Source organism: Pseudoruegeria sp. SHC-113, assembly GCF_025376885.1.
Taxonomy (GTDB): Bacteria; Pseudomonadota; Alphaproteobacteria; order Rhodobacterales; family Rhodobacteraceae; genus Pseudoruegeria.
This window is the reverse complement of sequence record NZ_JAHUBR010000001.1, coordinates 2109367-2128151: the sequence shown is the minus strand read 5'-3', so window position 1 is coordinate 2128151 and position 18785 is coordinate 2109367. Positions and strand designations below refer to the sequence as shown.

19 protein-coding genes and 1 tRNA gene are annotated in these 18785 nt (G+C 64.2%); 7 read left to right on the top strand and 13 right to left on the bottom strand.

The window, feature by feature from the left end; genetic code table 11:
* Window positions 1-88: 88 nt before the first annotated feature.
* The 3 genes from ligA to KVX96_RS10510 all read left to right on the top strand — a co-directional run bounded on the left by ligA (window position 89) and on the right by KVX96_RS10510 (window position 4679).
* Window positions 89-2353, top strand: coding sequence for an NAD-dependent DNA ligase LigA (ligA, locus tag KVX96_RS10520; protein ID WP_261194374.1), 2265 nt, complete (start codon window positions 89-91; stop codon window positions 2351-2353).
* Between the two features lie 3 nt (window positions 2354-2356).
* Window positions 2357-4447 carry an ATP-dependent DNA helicase RecG gene (gene recG / locus KVX96_RS10515; protein ID WP_261194372.1) on the top strand — a complete coding sequence of 697 codons (2091 nt, stop codon included), beginning with the start codon at window positions 2357-2359 and terminating at the stop codon, window positions 4445-4447.
* A 109-nt stretch (window positions 4448-4556) separates the two neighbouring features.
* Window positions 4557-4679: a hypothetical protein gene (locus tag KVX96_RS10510; protein WP_261194370.1), complete on the top strand. Its 123-nt coding sequence runs from the start codon at window positions 4557-4559 to the stop codon at window positions 4677-4679.
* A 242-nt stretch (window positions 4680-4921) separates the two neighbouring features.
* Here the strand turns inward: KVX96_RS10510 and KVX96_RS10505 are convergent, their stop codons facing one another.
* Together KVX96_RS10505 and KVX96_RS10500 are read right to left on the bottom strand one after the other, a co-directional pair.
* Window positions 4922-5557, bottom strand: a complete 636-nt coding sequence (locus tag KVX96_RS10505) for a MarC family protein (RefSeq protein WP_261194368.1) — start codon at window positions 5555-5557, stop codon at window positions 4922-4924.
* Between the two features lie 7 nt (window positions 5558-5564).
* Window positions 5565-6017 (bottom strand): iron-sulfur cluster assembly scaffold protein, encoded by a 453-nt coding sequence (locus KVX96_RS10500; protein ID WP_261195438.1) that lies wholly within the window; start codon window positions 6015-6017, stop codon window positions 5565-5567.
* A 65-nt stretch (window positions 6018-6082) separates the two neighbouring features.
* Between KVX96_RS10500 and hisI the strand changes: the two genes are divergently transcribed.
* The gene (gene hisI / locus KVX96_RS10495; RefSeq protein WP_261194366.1) at window positions 6083-6445 is read left to right on the top strand and encodes a phosphoribosyl-AMP cyclohydrolase; all 363 of its coding nucleotides are present in this window, start codon (window positions 6083-6085) and stop codon (window positions 6443-6445) included.
* Between the two features lie 8 nt (window positions 6446-6453).
* Here hisI and gluQRS read toward each other — a convergent pair whose 3' ends face one another.
* The 5 genes from gluQRS to gyrA form a co-directional block, all read right to left on the bottom strand.
* Complete coding sequence (gluQRS, locus tag KVX96_RS10490; RefSeq protein WP_261194365.1) at window positions 6454-7314, bottom strand: tRNA glutamyl-Q(34) synthetase GluQRS; 861 nt, start codon at window positions 7312-7314, stop codon at window positions 6454-6456.
* The gene (locus KVX96_RS10485) at window positions 7311-7928 is read right to left on the bottom strand and encodes a class I SAM-dependent DNA methyltransferase (RefSeq protein WP_314733110.1); all 618 of its coding nucleotides are present in this window, start codon (window positions 7926-7928) and stop codon (window positions 7311-7313) included. The genes gluQRS and KVX96_RS10485 overlap by 4 nt, the downstream gene beginning before the upstream one ends.
* 21 nt (window positions 7929-7949) lie before the next feature.
* Window positions 7950-9290 carry a methylenetetrahydrofolate--tRNA-(uracil(54)-C(5))-methyltransferase (FADH(2)-oxidizing) TrmFO gene (gene trmFO, locus KVX96_RS10480; protein ID WP_261194364.1) on the bottom strand — a complete coding sequence of 447 codons (1341 nt, stop codon included), beginning with the start codon at window positions 9288-9290 and terminating at the stop codon, window positions 7950-7952.
* 76 nt (window positions 9291-9366) lie between these two features.
* Window positions 9367-9957, bottom strand: coding sequence for a hypothetical protein (locus KVX96_RS10475; RefSeq protein ID WP_261194363.1), 591 nt, complete (start codon window positions 9955-9957; stop codon window positions 9367-9369).
* 254 nt (window positions 9958-10211) lie between these two features.
* Entirely contained in the window at window positions 10212-12962 is a 2751-nt protein-coding gene (gyrA, locus tag KVX96_RS10470; protein ID WP_261194362.1) for a DNA gyrase subunit A, read from the bottom strand.
* Window positions 12963-13155: 193 nt separating this feature from the next.
* Between gyrA and KVX96_RS10465 the strand changes: the two genes are divergently transcribed.
* Window positions 13156-13425: an usg protein gene (locus tag KVX96_RS10465; protein ID WP_261194361.1), complete on the top strand. Its 270-nt coding sequence runs from the start codon at window positions 13156-13158 to the stop codon at window positions 13423-13425.
* A 103-nt stretch (window positions 13426-13528) separates the two neighbouring features.
* On the opposite strand, the gene KVX96_RS10460 is transcribed toward KVX96_RS10465, so the two are convergent.
* Genes KVX96_RS10460 through rocF form a run of 3 tightly spaced genes read right to left on the bottom strand, consistent with a single transcriptional unit; the run spans window position 13529 to window position 16466 of the window.
* Window positions 13529-14602 carry an ornithine cyclodeaminase gene (locus KVX96_RS10460; RefSeq protein WP_261194360.1) on the bottom strand — a complete coding sequence of 358 codons (1074 nt, stop codon included), beginning with the start codon at window positions 14600-14602 and terminating at the stop codon, window positions 13529-13531.
* Complete coding sequence (gene ctlX, locus KVX96_RS10455) at window positions 14599-15543, bottom strand: citrulline utilization hydrolase CtlX (protein WP_261195435.1); 945 nt, start codon at window positions 15541-15543, stop codon at window positions 14599-14601. Before ctlX ends, KVX96_RS10460 begins: the two co-directional genes overlap by 4 nt.
* Window positions 15540-16466: an arginase gene (gene rocF, locus KVX96_RS10450; protein WP_261194359.1), complete on the bottom strand. Its 927-nt coding sequence runs from the start codon at window positions 16464-16466 to the stop codon at window positions 15540-15542. Before rocF ends, ctlX begins: the two co-directional genes overlap by 4 nt.
* 106 nt (window positions 16467-16572) lie before the next feature.
* On the opposite strand from rocF, the gene KVX96_RS10445 reads away from it, so the two are divergent.
* Window positions 16573-17016, top strand: a complete 444-nt coding sequence (locus tag KVX96_RS10445) for an Lrp/AsnC family transcriptional regulator (protein ID WP_409977104.1) — start codon at window positions 16573-16575, stop codon at window positions 17014-17016.
* Here the strand turns inward: KVX96_RS10445 and KVX96_RS10440 are convergent.
* Both KVX96_RS10440 and KVX96_RS10435 read right to left on the bottom strand, forming a co-directional pair.
* Window positions 17013-17483: a disulfide bond formation protein B gene (locus KVX96_RS10440; RefSeq protein ID WP_261194358.1), complete on the bottom strand. Its 471-nt coding sequence runs from the start codon at window positions 17481-17483 to the stop codon at window positions 17013-17015. The two genes, KVX96_RS10445 and KVX96_RS10440, sit on opposite strands and share 4 nt — an antisense overlap.
* Complete coding sequence (locus KVX96_RS10435) at window positions 17480-18058, bottom strand: YqaA family protein (protein WP_261194357.1); 579 nt, start codon at window positions 18056-18058, stop codon at window positions 17480-17482. Before KVX96_RS10435 ends, KVX96_RS10440 begins: the two co-directional genes overlap by 4 nt.
* A 145-nt stretch (window positions 18059-18203) precedes the next feature.
* Here KVX96_RS10435 and KVX96_RS10430 point away from each other — a divergent pair.
* Window positions 18204-18289, top strand: a tRNA-Leu gene (locus tag KVX96_RS10430).
* A gap of 92 nt (window positions 18290-18381) precedes the next feature.
* Here KVX96_RS10430 and KVX96_RS10425 read toward each other — a convergent pair.
* The gene (locus tag KVX96_RS10425) at window positions 18382-18540 is read right to left on the bottom strand and encodes a hypothetical protein (protein WP_261194356.1); all 159 of its coding nucleotides are present in this window, start codon (window positions 18538-18540) and stop codon (window positions 18382-18384) included.
* Window positions 18541-18785 lie beyond the last annotated feature (245 nt).

Genomic DNA, 18785 nt, shown 5'->3' with positions numbered 1-18785 from the left:
AGCGCCCCGGCGCAATCGGCGCCGTGGGTCTGGACCTCGCCGCGCGCGGCTCCTATCACATGAGCAGGAGCCGCGCAGCGAGGACAGGATGCAAGACAGCCCAGCCGTTGAAACCCTGACACCGGAGCAGGCCGCGCAGGAACTGGCGCAGCTCGCCGCGCGCCTGTCAGAAGCCAACAGCGCCTATCACACCGAAGATGCGCCGAAGATTTCGGACGCCGAATATGACGCGCTCAAGCGCCGCAACGCCGCCATCGAGGCCCGCTTTCCCGATCTGAAACGGGCTGACAGCCCGAGCGAGCAGGTGGGCGCAGCCCCGGCGGAGGGCTTTGGCAAGATCCGCCACGAGGTGGCGATGCTCTCGCTGGGCAATGCGTTCACCGATGAGGAGGTGGAGGAGTTTGTGCAGCGGGTGCGCAAGTATCTGAACCTGCGCCCCAGCGATGCGCTCGCCTTCACCGCGGAACCCAAGATCGACGGGCTGTCGCTTGCCCTGCGCTATGAGAGCGGCCTGCTGGTGCAGGCCGCGACGCGTGGCGATGGCGCCACCGGCGAAAACGTCACCGCAAACGCCCGCACCATTGCCGATATTCCACAGGCCATCGAGGGCGCGCCCGAGGTGCTGGAAGTGCGTGGCGAGGTCTATATGTCCCATGCTGATTTCGAGGCGCTGAACAAGGCGCAGGCGGAGCAGGCCGCGGCCAGTGGCAAGGAGCCCAAGCTCTTTGCCAACCCGCGCAATGCAGCCGCCGGCTCCCTGCGTCAGCTCGATCCCGAGATCACCCGCGCAAGGCCGCTGAAGTTCTTCGCCTATGCCTGGGGGGCGCTTTCGGAGCCCCTGGCCGAAACCCAGATGGGCGCGATCCAGCGGCTCGCCGCGCTTGGTTTCGTGACGAACCCGCTCACAAGGCGCTGTGACACGGCGCAAGACCTGATCGACCACTACCGCCAGATCGAGGCGCAACGCGCGACGCTGGGCTATGACATCGACGGCGTTGTCTACAAGGTCGACGATCTGGAAATGCAGCGCCGACTGGGCTTCCGCGCCACCACGCCCCGCTGGGCCACGGCGCATAAATTCCCGGCCGAACTGGCCTGGACGCGGCTTGAGGAGATCGACATCCAGGTGGGCCGCACCGGCGCGCTCAGCCCCGTGGCGCGGCTCGCGCCTGTCACGGTTGGCGGCGTTGTCGTGTCCAACGCCACGCTGCACAATGAAGATTACATCGCGGGCCGGGGGGCCTCGGGTGAAGTGATCCGCGAGGGTAAGGATTTCCGCATCGGCGATTGGGTGCAGGTCTATCGCGCGGGCGATGTGATCCCGAAACTCGCCGATGTGGATCTCTCCAAACGGCCCCCTGAGGCTGTGCCCTTCGTCTTCCCCGAGGTCTGCCCGGAATGCGGTAGCCCCGCCGTGCGCGAGGAGGGCGACGCGGTGCGCCGCTGCACCGGCGGCGTGATCTGCCCGGCACAAGCGGTGGAGCAGCTCAAGCACTTCGTCTCTCGCAAGGCCTTCGACATCGAGGGCCTCGGCGCGAAACAGGTGGAGCAATTTCACGCTGATGGCTGGATCAGGGAACCGGCGGATGTCTTTGATCTAAAAGCGAAATACGGCTCCGGCCTGCAGCAGCTCAAGAACCGGGAGGGCTGGGGGCAGAAATCGGCGGAGAACCTTTTTGACGCTATCGACGAGAAGCGCAGAATCGCGCTCGCGCGGATGATTTTCGCGCTTGGCATCCGCCATGTGGGCGAGGTCGCGGGGCGCGATCTGGCGTTGCATTACGGCAGCTGGCCCGCGCTGACCGAGGCGCTCGACACCGCGCGGCCCGCCGCCTTGGCCCATCGCAAGGCCGATGAAGCAGAGATCGCGGAACGCGCCAGCGCCGCGGACGAGGGCCGACGCGCCCGCATCAGCGAGGCCCGCAGCGCTGTCGTCGCCGATAGCGCGGTGCCGCCTGAGGCCGCGCAAGCTTGGGCCGATCTGATCGGCACCGACGGCATCGGGCCGACGCTCGCGCTTTCGCTCTCAGACGCGCTCGCCAACCCCGAGGAACGCGCCGCCTTTGACAGGCTCACCGCCCATCTCACTATCGAAGCGCCGGAAGCCCCGGCCGCCGACAGCCCGGTGGCGGGAAAGACGATTGTCTTCACCGGCACGCTCGAAAAGATGACCCGCGCGGAAGCCAAGGCGCGTGCCGAGAGCCTTGGCGCGAAGGTGGCGGGTTCTGTTTCGGCGAAAACGGATCTGCTGGTGGCCGGGCCGGGGGCGGGCTCCAAGGCCAAGAAAGCCGCCGATTTGGGGGTGGAGACGATCGACGAAGACGCCTGGCTCGCCCTGATCGAAGGGCTGTAAAAGGTGAGCACCCGGCCCGAGATCCTGTTTCCGCTGTTCTCCGCCCTCACCAAGCTCGAAGGCGTGGGGCCAAAGACGGCGGAGCATTTCGCCCAGATGGGGATCGAAAAGCCGCGTGATCTGCTCTTCACGCTGCCCCAAAGCGGGGTGGACCGTCAGCCGCGCGCTTCGATCCGCGAGGCCGATCTGCCTGCGGTGGTGACGGTGGAGGTGCTCGTGGGCCGCCATATGGAGCCGGCGCAAAAGGGGCGGCCCTACCGGATCGACGTGCAGGATGCGGAAACCTCCTTCCAGCTCGTCTTTTTCCACGCGCGCGGCGATTACCTGAAGCGCCAGTTGCCCACCGGAGAGCGGCGCGTGGTGTCAGGCCGGGTGGAGCTTTACGACGGCATCGGCCAGATGGTGCACCCCGACTACATCGAGCGCCCGGAGGAGGCGGGTGCGATCGCCGCCTATGAGCCGGTCTATCCGCTCACCGCCGGGATCACCGCGCGGCTGATGCAGCGCGCCGCGCAGGGGGCGCTTGCCCGCGCGCCGGCCTTGCCGGAATGGGCCGATCCGGAGCTGATCAAGCGGGAGGGCTGGCCGAGCTGGCACGCCGCCTTGGACGCCGCCCATGCGCCGCAGGGGCCGGGGGATCTCTCGCCCGAGGCCCGCGCCCGCGCGCGGCTGGCCTATGACGAGCTTTTTTCCCATCAACTCACCCTCGCGCTCGCCCGCGCGCAGACCCGCAAGGTCAAGGGGCTGGTGTCGGAAGGCACGGGCCGGTTGCAGTCGAAAGTGCTGCGCGCGCTGCCCTATCGGCCCACCGGCGCGCAGGAGCGGGCAATGACGGAGATCGCGGCGGATATGGCGGCCCCGGTCCGCATGAACAGATTGCTGCAAGGCGATGTTGGCGCAGGGAAAACCCTCGTTGCCTTCATGGCGCTTCTGGTCGCGGTGGAGGCTGGCGGGCAGGGCGTGATGATGGCCCCGACGGAGATCCTTGCGCGCCAGCATCTGGAAGGGCTGCAGCCCATGGCCGAGGATGCGGGCGTGGTGCTTGAGATCCTCACCGGGCGCGACAAGGGGGCCGAGCGGGCCGCCAAACTGGCCGCTTTGGCGCGGGGGGACATCCAGATCCTTGTCGGCACTCATGCGGTGTTTCAGAAGGATGTGGAATTTGCCGATCTGCGCCTTGCGGTGGTGGACGAGCAGCACCGTTTCGGCGTGAACCAGCGGCTGGAACTGGGCGCCAAGGGGCCGCGCGTGGACATGCTGGTGATGACGGCCACGCCCATTCCGCGGTCTCTCGCGCTGGCGCAATATGGCGACATGGATGTTTCGGTGCTGGACGAAAAACCGCCGGGGCGGCAGCCGATTCAGACGGCGCTGGTGTCGTCCGCACGGATCGATGAGGTCGTTGCCCATCTGCGCAAGGCGGTGGCGGAGGGGCGGCAGGCCTATTGGGTCTGTCCGCTGGTGGAGGAGAGCGAGCTGTCCGACATGACGGCCGCCGAGGAGCGTTTTAAACGCCTGCGCGCAACGCTGGGCGAGGGCGTTGTGGGGCTGGTACACGGTCAGATGCCTCCGGCCGAGAAGGACGACGCCATGACACGCTTCGTGGCGGGTGAAACCAGCGTGCTCGTGGCCACCACCGTGATCGAGGTGGGGGTGAACGTGCCCAACGCGACGATCATGGTCATCGAACGCGCCGAGAGCTTCGGCTTGGCGCAGTTGCACCAACTCCGGGGCCGGGTGGGGCGCGGCTCAGCGGCCTCCACCTGCCTGCTCGTTTATCAGCCGCCGCTCTCACAAGGCGGCGAGCGGCGGCTCAAGGTGCTGCGCGACACGGAAGACGGTTTTCGGATTTCGGAAGAAGATCTGGCGATCCGGGGGGCCGGGGATCTGATCGGCACCGCGCAATCGGGCTTGCCGCGCTTCCGCATTGCCGATCTGGAGCGGCAGGCCGGGCTGATGAAAATCGCCCAAAGTGATGCGCGTGCGCTGCTGGAAAGTGACCCGAAACTCGAATCAGAGCGCGGAAAGGCCGTGCGCGTGCTGCTCTGGCTGATGGAACAGGACAAAGCCATCCGTTTGATTTCAGTGGGTTAGGCGCGGCGTTCCGCTTTGTTCGCAAATGTTCTCATAAAGTTCTTTACTTCGCGTCGCCCATATGAGAACAAAGTGGAAACAAAGGATGTGAGCCGCAGGAGGGAACGCCATGATCCAGCAAGTCAAAGCCGTCTATCGCCGTTCGTCGGAAACGATGCTGCAGGATGCCCTTGGTGTTGCTGCCCTTGCTGTCACGCTGGTTGTCGGCCTCCATCTGCCCACGCTGATCTGAAAGGATTGATCTGAATTTCCCCGTGCCGGGCTGCCCCCCGGCACATGTTTGCCGCCTGTTGTCTGTGCCGGACGCCTTCTTGCATCTGTCCCCAAGATGATGCCTTCGGTCACTGCCTGTGCCGAGTCTTTCGGGGGATTGCCTCTCCCCCGGTTCGGGCCACCCCGGACGCCGCAGACCAGGTTCACTTCCGCCGCGCCCATCCCCATGGGTCGCGGCGGTTTTTTTGCAGGGGGCGTGGTTCAGAGCTCGCCCGTCTGGACGATGGTCAGGATGCCGGAGAGCACGGCATTGGCAGCCACGGAGGCGAGGATCATGCCCATCACCCGGCTCACGATGGCGGAGCCCGCTTCGCCGATGAGCCGAATGATCGGCTCCGCCAGTCGCATGAAGAGATAGGCGATGGCGATCACCAGCAGCATCACCACGGCGGTGACGGATTGGTCGGCGATGGAAAAGCGGTTGTTGTCGGTCAGAAGCACGATCGACAGCATCGCGCCGGGCGAGGCCAGCGAGGGCACCGCGAGCGGGTAGACGGCCACATTGGCCTTCTTCTTCTGCTCCAGCACGGCTTCCGCGGCGTGCAGATCGCTTTCAGGCTTGGATTCCCCGAAGATCATCGTGAGCGCGAAGAGGAAGAGGATGATACCGCCTGCGACCTGGAAGGAGTTCAAACCGATCCCTAGCGCGTTGATCAGGATTTGCCCGAAAACAAGGAAGAACATAAGCACGCCCGCCGACACCAGCGCGGCCTGCAGGGCGGTTTTCTTGCGGGCGGCTGTGGCCATCCCGGCGGTCACGGCGATGAAAACGGGCACGGTGCCGATCGGGTCGATCACGACCCAAAGCGTCACAAAGGCTTCGATCAGCGATTGCATGGAACGATCAGGCGCAGGCGGATTCGCGGGCGGCGTTCATCGCATCCAGCGTGGCTTCCAGTGCGAGCATGATCGAGGCGTGGCGGTTGCGGTAATCGCGCGCAGGCAGGAGCACTTCGAGCCCGTCAAACGGGGCCTGCGGGGCAGGGGCGCCGTCCTTCAGCATGGCTTTCAACTCGTCCCGCGCCGCCTCGATCTCCTGCGCGGTGCGTCCGATGGCATTGGCCCCAACAACAGAGGCCGCCGCCTGACCGAGCGCGCAGGCCTTCACGTCCTGTGAGAAGGCGGAGATCTTCCCGTCCTCCACGTTCAGCGCCACCGTCACGGTCGATCCACAGAGCGGCGAGCGCTTCTTGGCCTGCGCCATCGGCGCCTCAATCGGCTCGGTATGCGGGATGTCGGATGCCAGTTGCAGGATCTTCCCGGAGTAGAGTTTGATCAGATCGGCCTCGGCAGACATGGCTTTCCCTTCGCTGTGCTCTGTCATAGATAGTCTTCCTGTTTCCAGACGCAAAGGGTTTTGCCATGCCGTTCGATCCCGCCAGCCTGACCTATGATGCCAAAGGGCTGATTCCGGCCATCGCGCAGGATGCCGAGAGCGGTGAGGTGCTGATGATGGCGTGGATGAACGCCGAATCCGTGGCGCGCACGCTGGAAACGGGGCGCGTGACCTATTGGTCGCGCTCGCGTCAGAGTTTCTGGGTAAAGGGCGAAAGCTCCGGCCACGTGCAGGAGCTTGTCGATTTCCGCGTGGATTGCGATCAGGATTGCCTGCTCGTCATGGTCAACCAAACGGGCCCGGCCTGCCACACCAACCGCCGCAGTTGCTTTTACACCGCGATCCGCGGCGGCGATGAGGTGGAGTTGATGAAGCCGATGGAAGGCTGAGCCGCGCGCTACAGCCCTACCATCGCCCGGATATCCGCCGGGCTAGCCCCTTCTTCGCGGAACTTGCGGATGGCCTTGGCATCATCGCGCTTGGCCAGCCGTTTTCCGGCCTCATCCCGGATCAGCCCGTGGTGGTGATACCGGGGCGTGGGCAGACCCAGCAGCCCTTGCAGCAGCACATGGATGAAGCTGGCCTCGAACAGGTCTTCACCGCGCACCACATCCGTCACGCCCTGATGGGCATCATCCAGCACCACGGACAGGTGGTAGGAGGTGCCCATATCACGCCGCGAGAGGACGATATCTCCAATGGTTTCAATCATCTCCGGGGCTGTCTTTAGCGCATTCCCGCGCGTGTACAGTCTTTCCGGCACGCCGACCTCGGCCCACCCCAAACGCGCCAGCGCGGCGGCCATGTCCAGCCGAAGCGCCGCGCCTTCGGGCAACACACCGCAGCCACGCGGCGCTGTGGCGCGGCAGGTGCCGGGGTAGATGATGCCATCAGGCCCCACGAGCGGATCGCCCCCTTCCTGCGGGGCCGTTGCGGCGGTGAGAATGTCCCGCCGGTTGCATGAGCAAGGATAGAGAAGCCCTTGGTTCCAAAGGGTTTCAAGCGCTTCTGAGTAGCGGGGCATCTGATCGGACTGCCGCAACACAGGCGTCTCCCACGTCAGGCCCAGCCAGGTGAGATCCTCGTAGATCAGCGTTTCCCATTCGGGCCGCGCGCGGCTTTGGTCGATGTCTTCGATGCGCAGCAAGAAACGGCCCCCGGCGGCGGCTGCAAGATCATGGGCAAACAGGGCGGAATAGGCGTGGCCAAGGTGCAGCGGCCCGGTGGGCGACGGCGCGAAGCGTGTGGCGAAACTCACAGCTTTTCAAGCACGTAGATCATGGACTTCATGTTGATACCGGGCAGGTGATCGCCATAGGTGCGCACCAGAAGCCGTGCACTGCCGGTGTCCAGCAACTCATTCACGGCGCCCTCATAGCTTTTGTCCTTCAAGGTGTGATCGTTGAAGGAAAAGCTGATCAAACCGCCGGGGCCGAGCTTCTTGAAAAGCCGGTGCAGGGCCGAGGCCGGGGCCGCGCCGACAGAGATCACGCCAATCGCGGCGATGGCAGCGTAGTCTCCGGTTTCAAAGGGCAGTTCTGCATCGGCGTAGGACACCCAGAGATCGCGGTAAACGCCTTTTTCCCGCGCTTTTTCAATCATTTCCGGGGAGATGTCACAGCCGTCGATCGTGCTGAACCCCTGAGCCTTCAGCGCTTCACCGGACAGCCCGGTGCCGCAGCCAAAATCGAGGATCGGCAGGCTCTTGTCAGGCAGCTTGGTGCCAAGCGCATTGGCGATGCGCCCCGGTGTGGCGTAGCCCTGTTCGGCCACCTCCTGCTCATAGCTTTCCGACCACGCGTCATAGAGCGCGCGGGTTTCTTCGTCGGATCGCAGGCCATAGACCTTATCGAGAAAGCGTTTGAACACCATGAATTGACGCTAGCGCGCCGCTTAAGGCGCGTCCAGCCATTGCTGCCACGCGGCCTTCGCGCGGTCGGTATAGGCCTTGTAGCGATCCTTGCGCCCCCGGCGGCCGCCCCGGATGCCATCGAGCGGACGGAAGAGGCCGAAATTCACGTTCATCGGCTGGAACGTCTTGGCGTCTGCACCCCCGGTGATGTGGCGCACGAGCGCCCCCATGGCGGTATCTTCGGGCGGGGTGGGCAGCGGTTTGCCAAGGATCTCGGCGGCGGCCAGACGGCCCGCCAGCAGCCCCATGGCGGCGCTTTCCACATAGCCTTCGACGCCGGTGATCTGCCCGGCAAAGCGCAGGTTGGGCCGCGATTTCAGGCGCATCTGGTCATCAAGCAGCGTGGGCGAGTTGATGAAGGTATTGCGGTGGATGCCGCCGAGGCGGGCGAACTCGGCGTTCTCCAGCCCCGGAATGCGGCGCAGCACCTCTTTCTGGGCACCGTATTTCATCTTGGTCTGGAAACCGACGATGTTGAACAGCGTGCCAAGGGCGTTGTCGCGGCGCAGCTGCACGACAGCGTAGGGCTTGTTTTCAGGCTGGTGCGGGTTCGTCAGGCCAATGGGCTTCATCGGGCCAAAGCGCAGGGTCTCGCGCCCGCGTTCAGCCATGACTTCGATCGGCAGGCAGCCGTCGAAATAGCCCGCGGTTTCGCCCGGTTTGAACTCGGCCTTCTCGGCCTCCAGAAGCGCGTCGATAAAGCTTTCGTAATCGGCCTTCGTCATCGGACAGTTGAGGTAGGCCTTGCGCTCTTCCTCCGTCTCGCCCTTGTCGTAGCGCGATTGGAACCAGGCTTTCTCCATGTCGATGCTCTCGGCGTAGAGGATCGGCGCGATGGCATCGAAGAAGGCAAGGCTTTCTTTACCGGTTTCGGCCAGGATGGATTGGGCCAGCGCGCCCGAGGTCAGCGGGCCGGTGGCGATGATCCAATGGCCGTCGCGGGGCAATTCGCTGATTTCGCCGTATTCCACGCGCACGTTGGGGTGCGCCTTCAGCTTGGCTGTCACGTCCTCGGCGAAGGGCTCGCGGTCCACCGCGAGGGCGGAGCCTGCGGGCAGGGCATGGCGATCGGCCATCTCCATGATCAGCCCCTTGGCCGCGCGCATTTCCCAATGCAGCAGGCCAACGGCATTCTGCTCGTCGTCGTCAGACCGGAAGGAGTTGGAGCAGACCATCTCGGCGAGGTTGCCGGTCTGGTGGGCGAAGGTGGCCACGGCGGGGCGCATCTCGTGCAGCACCACGGGCACACCGGCTTCGGCGGCCTGCCACGCGGCTTCGGATCCGGCCATGCCGCCGCCGATGATATGGAGCGTCTCTGTCATGGGCGGGGATGTAGGGGATGTGCCGGGCAAAGAAAAGGCCCCACGTGGGGGCCCTCTGCATTCCTGCGCGCCTTGGTTAGCGGCCCTCGAAGATGTCGGAGAAGAGGTTGCGATCTTCTTTCTTCTTCGCGCCGTTGGTGGCGGTGTCATTGCGGCCGGGCTGATGCGTGCCGACGATGGCGATGGGCGGCGGCAGATCATTCGCCGCCTCGGCGCGGATCTGGGCACGCAGCGCGTCGGCAGAGATGCGGCGCTGTTCATAGCGGCTGGGCACGATCCGGCGCGGGGTCACGCGGCGGCCAAAGCGCAAGGCCCGCCGACGGGACATGGCCGGCCCCGTATAGGTGAGCATCAGCGCGCCCACCATCACGAGATCGCGCCAGAATTCCACGATGTTGATCGGCCCTTCGAGCACGAAATTGGCGACAAGGCTGGACCAGAACACGTAGTTGGCCAGCAACAGGGCGGCGAGGCGCATCTGGCGGCCCAGAAACACTAGCAGCGCCGTTGAGAAGACAAAGCCGGAGACCGCGGCGGCCGCGTATTTCTCGGGCAGCACCGTTGCAAAAAGGGCCTGACCGTTTTCCGACGGCAGCACCCCCACGGCGATGGCAATGAAGTAGGACGCGATGATCAGGCGCACCGCCTGGTGGCCTGCTTCGTCCATCTGAAATCGTTTTTCCACAGGGGCCGTCATCACGTTTCCCACTCAAGAACAGGGCTCACAGGAGCCTTTGACCTGATCTTGTTATGAGAAGCGAATGTGGCGCAAAGAAGGGCAAAATTCGGAGATTGAAGTGCCGATTCTAGTTAAATTCTAGGCGTCTTGCCGGCAAACGGCCTGTGAAGGGGCGGATGGGCAACGAAAAAACGCCCCCGCCGCGAGAGCGGCGAGGGCGCTGTTAACAGATGTAAAAAGCCTTACTCGGGCGCGCTGCCTTCAGGCTCGTCCTCGCCCTGGTCGGCGATCCAGGCCACGGAGACGACGCGTTCGCCCTTGGCGGTGTCAAACACTTTCACACCACCCGCGCTGCGGGAGCGGAAGGAGATCCCGTCCACCGGGCAGCGGATCGACTGGCCGGTCGATGTCACCAGCATGATCTGATCGCTCTGCTCCACCGGGAAACAGGCCACGAGCGGCCCACCGCGCATGGTTTTCTCCATCGCGGTGACACCCTGGCCGCCACGTCCGCGCACCGGATAATCGTGCGAAGAGGAGATCTTGCCGGTGCCGCGCTCCGCGATTGTCAGGATCAGATCCTCCGCCGCCGACATCTCGGCATAGCGCTCCTGGCTCAGCTCACCATTGCTGGCCACGGCCTCCTCGTCGTCGCCTTCCGCATCCTCGGGCAGCCCTGCCACGGCGCGGCGCATCTTCAGATAGGCGGCGCGCTCTTCCGAGGTGGCCTCGAAATGGCGGATCACCGACATCGAGACGACCTCATCATCGCCCGAAAGCTTGATGCCGCGCACGCCCACCGAATTGCGCGAGTTGAACACGCGCACATCGGTTGTGGGGAAGCGGATCGCACGGCCCTTGCGGGTCACGAGCATAACGTCATCGTCTTCGGAGCAGATACGGGCGTTGATCAGGCGCGTGTCGGCGTTGTCTTCCTCGAATTTCATCGCGATCTTGCCGTTGCGCATGACGTTGGTGAAATCCGAAAGCCGGTTGCGCCGCACGGTACCCGCCGAGGTGGCAAAGACGATCTGCAGATCGCCCCAGTCCTTCTCGTCCACGTCCACCGGCATGATCGCCGCCACGGAAACCCCCGGCGGGATCGGCAGGATGTTGACTATGGCCTTGCCCTTGCCGGTGCGCCCGGATTGCGGCAGCCGCCATGTCTTGAGCTTGTAGACCATCCCGTCGGTGGTGAAGAACAGCAGCTGCGTGTGGGTGTTGGCCACGAAGAGCGTGGTCACCACATCCTCTTCCTTGGTGGCCATGCCCGAAAGCCCTTTGCCGCCGCGCCGCTGGGCACGGAAATCGGCTAGAGGTGTGCGTTTGATATAGCCGCCGGAGGTCACGGTGACGACCATGTCCTCCTGCTCGATGAGATCCTCATCGTCCATATCGCCGGACCATTCCACGATCTCGGTGCGGCGCGGCACGGCGAATTGTTCGCGCACCTCGCGCAGCTCATCGGCGATGATGGCCATGATCCGCTCGCGCGAACGTAGGATCTCAAGATACTCGCGGATCTTCGCCGCCAGTTCCTGCAGCTCATCCGTCACCTCTTTCACGCCCATGGCGGTGAGGCGCTGCAGCCGCAGCTCAAGGATGGCGCGCGCCTGCGTTTCCGACAGGAAATAGGTGCCATCCTCGTTCACGGTATGAGTCGGATCGTCGATCAGGCGGATGTATTCGGCGATGTCATGGGCCGGCCAGCGCCGCGTCATCAGTTTTTCGCGCGCTTCCGCCGGATCGGCAGAGGAGCGGATCGTGGCGACGATCTCATCCACGTTGGACACCGCCACCGCAAGGCCGCAAAGGATATGGCTGCGCTCGCGCGCCTTGCGCAGATCAAAGGCCGTGCGCCGGGCAACGACCTCTTCGCGGAAGGCCACGAAAGCGGTGAGGAAGCCGCGCAGGGTCAGCTGCTCGGGACGGCCGCCGTTCAGCGCCAGCATGTTGCAGCCGAAGGAGGTTTGCATCGGGGTGAAGCGGAACAGCTGGTTCAGCACCACTTCTGGCGTCGCATCGCGCTTCAGCTCGATCACCACGCGTACGCCGACGCGGTCGGACTCGTCCTGGATGTGGGCGATGCCTTCAAGCTTCTTGTCGCGCACCATCTCGGCGATCTTCTCGATCATCGAGGCCTTGTTCACCTGATAGGGGATCTCGTCCAGCACGATGGCGTAGCGATCCTTGCGGATCTCCTCCACCCGCGTCTTGGCGCGCATGATCACCGAACCGCGCCCTTCGAGGTAAGCTTTGCGTGCGCCCGACCGGCCCAGCATGATGCCACCGGTGGGGAAATCGGGCCCGGGCACATAGTCCATCAGCTGTTCGCTGGTCAGGTCCGGCTCTTCGATCAGCGCCAGCGTGGCATCCACCACTTCGCCCAGATTGTGGGGCGGGATGTTGGTGGCCATGCCCACGGCGATACCGCCGGCACCATTGACGAGCATGTTCGGATAGCGCGCGGGCAGCACGCTGGGCTCCTGGTCCTTGCCGTCGTAGTTGTCCTGGAAATCGACCGTCTCTTTCTCGATATCGGCCAGCAGGGCAGCGGCGGGCTTGTCCATCCGCACTTCCGTGTAGCGCATGGCCGCCGGGTTATCGCCGTCCATCGAGCCGAAGTTGCCCTGCCCATCGAGCAGAGGCAGCGACATGGAGAAATCCTGCGCCATCCGCACCAGCGCATCATAGATCGCGCTGTCGCCATGGGGGTGGTATTTCCCCATCACGTCGCCCACGGGGCGGGCGGATTTGCGGTACGGCTTATCGTGGCTGTTGCCGGTCTCATGCATCGCGTAAAGGATGCGCCGGTGCACCGGCTTGAGCCCGTCGCGCAGATCCGGGATCGCGCGGCTCACGATCACGCTCATCGCGTAATCAAGATAAGAAGAGCGCATCTCGTCCGTGATGGAGACGATAGGCCCGTCGTAGCTGGGCCGCTGCGGCGTGTTTTCTTCCTCGTTTTCGGGAGGTTGCGGGGTGTCGTTCACTTAAGGCACCGCTCTGTTCTTGTTCTACCAGATTTAGTTGTGCGCAGTATATACGGGGCGGGATATGGGGTGCAATGGCGGATGTGCCAAACCCGTGGCACTCAGCCCTCCCGCCTGATAACAATATGTTTTCATTGAAAATTAGCGCGTCTCTGGCATGATTTCTTCAGAGCAGACACGAAAAAGGTGCGTCATGGACAAATCCGAAACCCGCCTGATGCTCGAAGGCTACGGGCTGACAACGGCGGAAATGTTCTATCACATGCCCGATCATCCGCATGTGCTGAACAGCTTCATCTGGCAGAAATACGATCTCGCGCCGGACTACCCTGAACTCTTCCGCTTCATCGAATTCTGGCAAGAAGAGATCGACGGCCCGCTCCATTCGGTGCGCTTCACCCACCGCAAACTCATCTCCCCCGGCCAATGGCGCAATGTCGTCGGGGAATTCACGATTCACTAACCCTTCCTCTCGCCCGAAATACCTCGGGGTTACGGGGGCAGAGCCCCCGCTTCGGTCTGGCGCGAAGCGCCAGAGACATCCTTCCGCGTTTTTCGCTGCCGCCTCAGGCCGCTGCCTCGGGCCGCGCGCGTTGCAGCATCCCAAAAAGATCCCGCGGATCATCCGGGTCGGCGAGCATGTCGAGCTGGTCAAACAGGGCCGTGCCTTCCAGCCGGTCGCGCACGTAGCGCAGGGCGGAGAAATCCTCGATCGCGAAGCCCACGCTGTCAAAAAGCGTGATCTGGCTCTCGGAACGGCGGCCCGGTTTCGCGCCGGTGATCACCTCCCACAGCTCCGTCACCGCGAAATCCGCAGGCATCTGCTGGATCTCGCCTTCGATGCGGGTTTGCGGCGGGTATTCCACAAACACATCGGAGCGAGTGAGGATGTCCCTGTGCAGCTCCGTCTTGCCGGGGCAGTCGCCGCCGATGGCGTTGATATGCACGCCCGCGCCGATCATGTTGTCGGTCAGGATCGTCGCATATTGCTTGTCGGCGGTGCAGGTGGTGATGATCTGCGCGCCCTCCATGGCCTCTTCCGGCGTCTTGCAGGCGGTGACGGTGATCCCGAGCCCCTGAAGGTTGGCCGCGCATTTCGCGGTGGCCGCCAGGTCGGTGTCATAGAGCCGCACGTGCTTGAGCCCGATAATGGCCTTCATCGCCAGCGTCTGGAACTCCGACTGCGCGCCGTTGCCGATCATCGCCATCGTGTCCGCGCCCTTCGGCGCAAGGTGGCGCGCAGCCATGGCCGAGGTGGCGGCGGTGCGCAGGGCGGTGAGGATCGTCATTTCCGACAGCAGCACCGGGTAGCCCGTGGCCACATCGGCCAGCAGGCCAAAGGCGGTGACGGTCTGCAGGCCCTCTTTGGTGTTCTTCGGGTGGCCGTTGACATATTTGAAGCCGTAAACCTCGCCATCCGAGGTGGGCATCAACTCGATCACCCCTTCGGCGGAATGGGAGGCGACGCGGGGCGTCTTGTCGAACAACTCCCAGCGGCGGAAATCGGCCTCCACGTAGTCGGCCAGCTCACGCAGGAAACGCTCGATGCCGATGTGGTGGACGAGCTTCATCATGTTGTCGACGCTGACAAACGGCACATAGGCCAGCGCGGAGGGGGCGAGTTTGGAAGGCTGGGTCATGCGGCTGTCTTCTCTGAAGGGATAGAACGGGGGGAAAGATGGATGCCGGCGAGCATGCAGCGCACGGAGCCGCCGGCGGTTTCGATGGTGGGGATGGCAAGCGGCAGGATCGCGGTATGGGCCTCGATGGCAGCGCGTTGCTGCGGATCAAGCGCGGCCAGCGCCGTGGCGCTCATCGCCATCACCGCGCCGTCGCGCCCTTCAAGCTCCAGCGCATTGCCGGCAAAGGCGGTGATCTGGGCATCTGAGAGCGCAATCACCCGACGGCCGGTTTCCTCCAGCCGCTCCGCCACGGCCCTGCGGCGGGCAGGGTCCAAAATCATCTCCAGCGCCACAAGCGCCACATGGGTGCCGACCGTCATCATCACATTGGTGTGGTACACGGCACGGCCCGCACTGTCGGCGGCGCGGAAGGCCATGGGCTCGAAGTTGAACTGGGTGCAGAAGCGCTCAAGGATCACAGGGTCGGCGCGGTTGGATTGCGCCGTATAGGCCACGCGGCCGATGTGATCGAGCACCATCGCCCCGGTGCCTTCCAGCGCCAGCCCGTCCTGCTCAAGGCCCGAGAAATCAACCACGTCCTGCACCCGGTAGCGGGCTTTGAGCATCTCGATCACGTCCCAGCGGCGTTCGCGGCGGCGGTTGGGGGCAAACATCGGGTAGATCGCGATATGCCCGCCCGCGTGGGTTGAGAACCAGTTGTTGGGAAAGACGGAGTCCGGCGTCTGATCGCTGTTGTCGGCAAAGACATGCACGGTGATCCCAGCCGCCTGTAGCTGCGCCACGGCGGTGTCGAACTCACGCGCGGCGCGGGCGGCCACGTCGGCGGGGGCTTCGCTTGCGAGCGTCTGGAAGGCGTTGTCGCCCGCCGTTTCCGGGTTGGAACGGAAGGCGGAGGGGCGGATCATCACGACGGATCTGGGGGCTTGGACAGACATCAGAAGCTCCGGGTCGGGCGGTCAAACACGGTGCGCCCCATCAGGGAGGCGGCGAGATCGACCATGAGTTTCGCGGTGCGCCCGCGTTCATCGAGGAAGGGGTTGAGTTCCACCAGATCGAGCGAGCAGACAAGGCCGCTGTCGTGCAGGTGTTCCATCACCAGATGCGCCTCGCGCACGGTGGCGCCGCCCGGCACGGTGGTGCCGACGGCGGGTGCGACGGCAGGGTCCAGGAAATCCACATCCAGCGAAACATGCAGCATCCCGTTCGCGGCGCGCACGCGGTCAAGGAAAGCGGCGAGCGGGCGGGCGATGCCGTTCTCGTCGATGTCGCGCATATCGTGCACCGTCATGCCGGAGCCCTGAAGAGCGGCGTTTTCGGCACGATCCACCGAGCGGATGCCCATGAGGCAGATGTTCTCGCCCGGCACGGTGGCGGGCAGGGGCGGGAAGGCGGCAAAGCCTTCGCGGCCCGTCACATAGCCCAGTGGCGTGCCGTGCAAATTGCCGGAATCCGTAGTGTCGGGCGTGTGATAATCGGTGTGGGCATCGAGCCAGAGCACGAAGAGCGGGCGTCCTTGCGCCTTGGCATGGGCGGCCACGCCGGCGACGCTGCCGAGCGACAGGCTGTGATCGCCGCCCAGAAAGATCGGGAAACCTTCGCCCATCGCCGTTTGTGCTGTGTCCATCAGGCTTTGCGTCCAGCCCACGGTTGTGGCCAACTCGTGCACGGCCGGGTTGGCGGCAGGCGCCGGGCTGGCGGGCGACGGGGCAAGGTTGCCCAGATCGCGCACGCCGTGTTCCAGATCGGAAAGTGCTTCGGCCAAGCCGGCGGTGCGGTAGGCGTCGGGGCCCATGAGGCAGCCCTTGCGGCGCTTGCCGCTGTCCACCGGTGCGCCGATGAGGATGCAGTTTGTCGTGGTCATATGAGTGTGATTCCGCTTGTTTCCCCAGAACTGCGCCCGAAACGGGGTGGATTCCAGCGGGCAAAGTGGCTAGATCGGAACCAATCCAGCCAAACCGCCAGATGGGGTGATCATTTTGGACAATCAGGATCTGCAGTTGATCTCGGCCCTGCGCCGCGACGCGCGCGCCTCGCTTTCGGAACTGGCGCAGAAGCTTGGCCTGTCGCGCACCACGGTGCGGGCGCGGATGGAGCGGCTAAGCGCCAGCGGGGAGATCCTCGGCTTCACCGTGGTCCTGAAGGATGACGTGGCCGATCACCCGGTGCGCGGGCTGATGATGCTGGGGATCGAGGGGCGCGGGGCGGACCGCATCGTGCGCCAGCTCAACGGGATGCCCGCGGTACAGGCGATCCACACGACGAACGGCAAATGGGATCTGATCCTGGAGCTGGGCACCGGCACGCTTGAGGCGCTGGATGCGGTGCTCTCGGCGATCCGCCGTTTTGACGGCGTGGTGACGAGCGAGACGAACCTTCTGCTCGCCACCCGCAAATCCGCGAAGATCCGCTAGCGGCTTTCAGGCGCGCGGAAGGCGGCGATCCAGAGCGCGCAGAGCGCGAAGGAGGCCAGCGCGTTCCAGCTCGCCATGCTGAGGCCGAACATCGCCCAGGCGACCTCGTCACACATCACGATATTGGCGCTGCCCGCTGTTGAAAGCAGATCCGCGCCCGAAAGCCCGGAGAGCCCGGTGCCGCCACCCGTGCAGGAAGAAGGGCCTTCCCAGAAGCCGCGCTCCACGCCGGTGTGATAGACACCGATCGCCCCGGTGGCGAAGGCGGCCAGCGCACCCAGCAGCGTCCAGACCCGGCCGCCAAAGGCCAGAAGCGCTGCGCCAAACAGGATCGCGGCGGCATGGGGCCAGCGCTGCCAAAGGCACATCTTGCAAGGCGCATAACCGAGGAACTGGAAGCCAAAAGCTCCGATAAGGAGCGCAGCGGAACCGGCGGCGGCGATCAGGCCAAGGGTTTTGCGGGTCATATGTATTTCACCAGATAGAAGCCGCCGATCAATGCGATGACGAAGAGCGTGAAGACGAGCCCGAGGCGGCGCTCGATGAAATCGCGGATCGGCGGGCCGAATTTCCACAGGAGCGCAGCCACGATGAAGAAGCGCAGGCCCCGCGCGATCACGCTCGCAATGATGAAGACAGGCAGCGAAAGCCCGGTCGCGCCGGAGAGGATGGTGATGACTTTGAACGGAAACGGCGTGACCCCGGCCACCAGCACCGCCCAGGGGCCGTACTCGTTGTAGCGCTGCGCGAAGCCGTCAAACAGCACATCCTTGCCGTAGAAAGCGAGCACGGGCTGGCCGACGCTGTCAAACAGGTAGGCGCCGATAAAATAGCCGAACAGCCCGCCCAGCACGGAAGAGACCATGGCGATCCCAGCAATCAGCCAGGCTTTGCTGGGGCGCGCAAGGATCATCGGGATCATCAACACGTCGGGCGGGATCGGAAACACCGAGCTTTCCAGAAAGGCGACGATGGCCAGCGCCCAAAGCGCGTTGCGGCTCTCGGCGAGAGAAATCGTCCAATCGTAAAGGCGTCTGATCATCGGGCGGCCCGTTCGGTTCTGATGGGGTTCATCCACCATCAAAGGACGCCAAGGTCAAGATTGGGCAAACGGATAGGGGCGGGCAAACACGGACAGGTGATTTTGCACTGGACGGGGCAGGGGGCGAAAGATAATCAGCAGGCGTGCCCGAGTGGTGGAATGGTAGACACAGGGGATTCAAAATCCCCCGCCCGCAAGGGCTTGTCGGTTCGAGTCCGACCTCGGGTACCAATTTCCGGTGTTAAATAGTTGATTTACAAGGGTATTGTTTCAGCCCAACCCACCGACCTACCAGCCTACCTACCAAGCAAAAAAGTGGCGGCCTAAGCCGCCACCTCATCTTCTGCGTTGAAACCCATGACCTCCCTCGTCTTGATGAAGGAAGAGCCGTGCCTGTGATCGATCAGGATCAGCCCCTTCTTGCGCCAGCGATACAGGGTGGCCGGGGATGCTCGCGTGTAGATCGGCCTTTCATCCGCCACCGGGCTTGCTCCTTCTCTTTCGTGGGCGCGTCTTGGCACTCGTCTTTGTGCTGCTCGCCTTCATCGAGGGTGAGGCAGTCATATTCGAGCGCGGGCGGCGCGTAGTTGACAGGCGGGATCGACATGGAGGCGGCGGGCGCTGCCAGCGCGATCATGCCAACCATGAGGGTGAATCTGGCCGTGGCCACTTGGAGGCCGAGCTGGAGGATAAAAAGTACCTTGAAGAGCCACTATCTGCTATCACG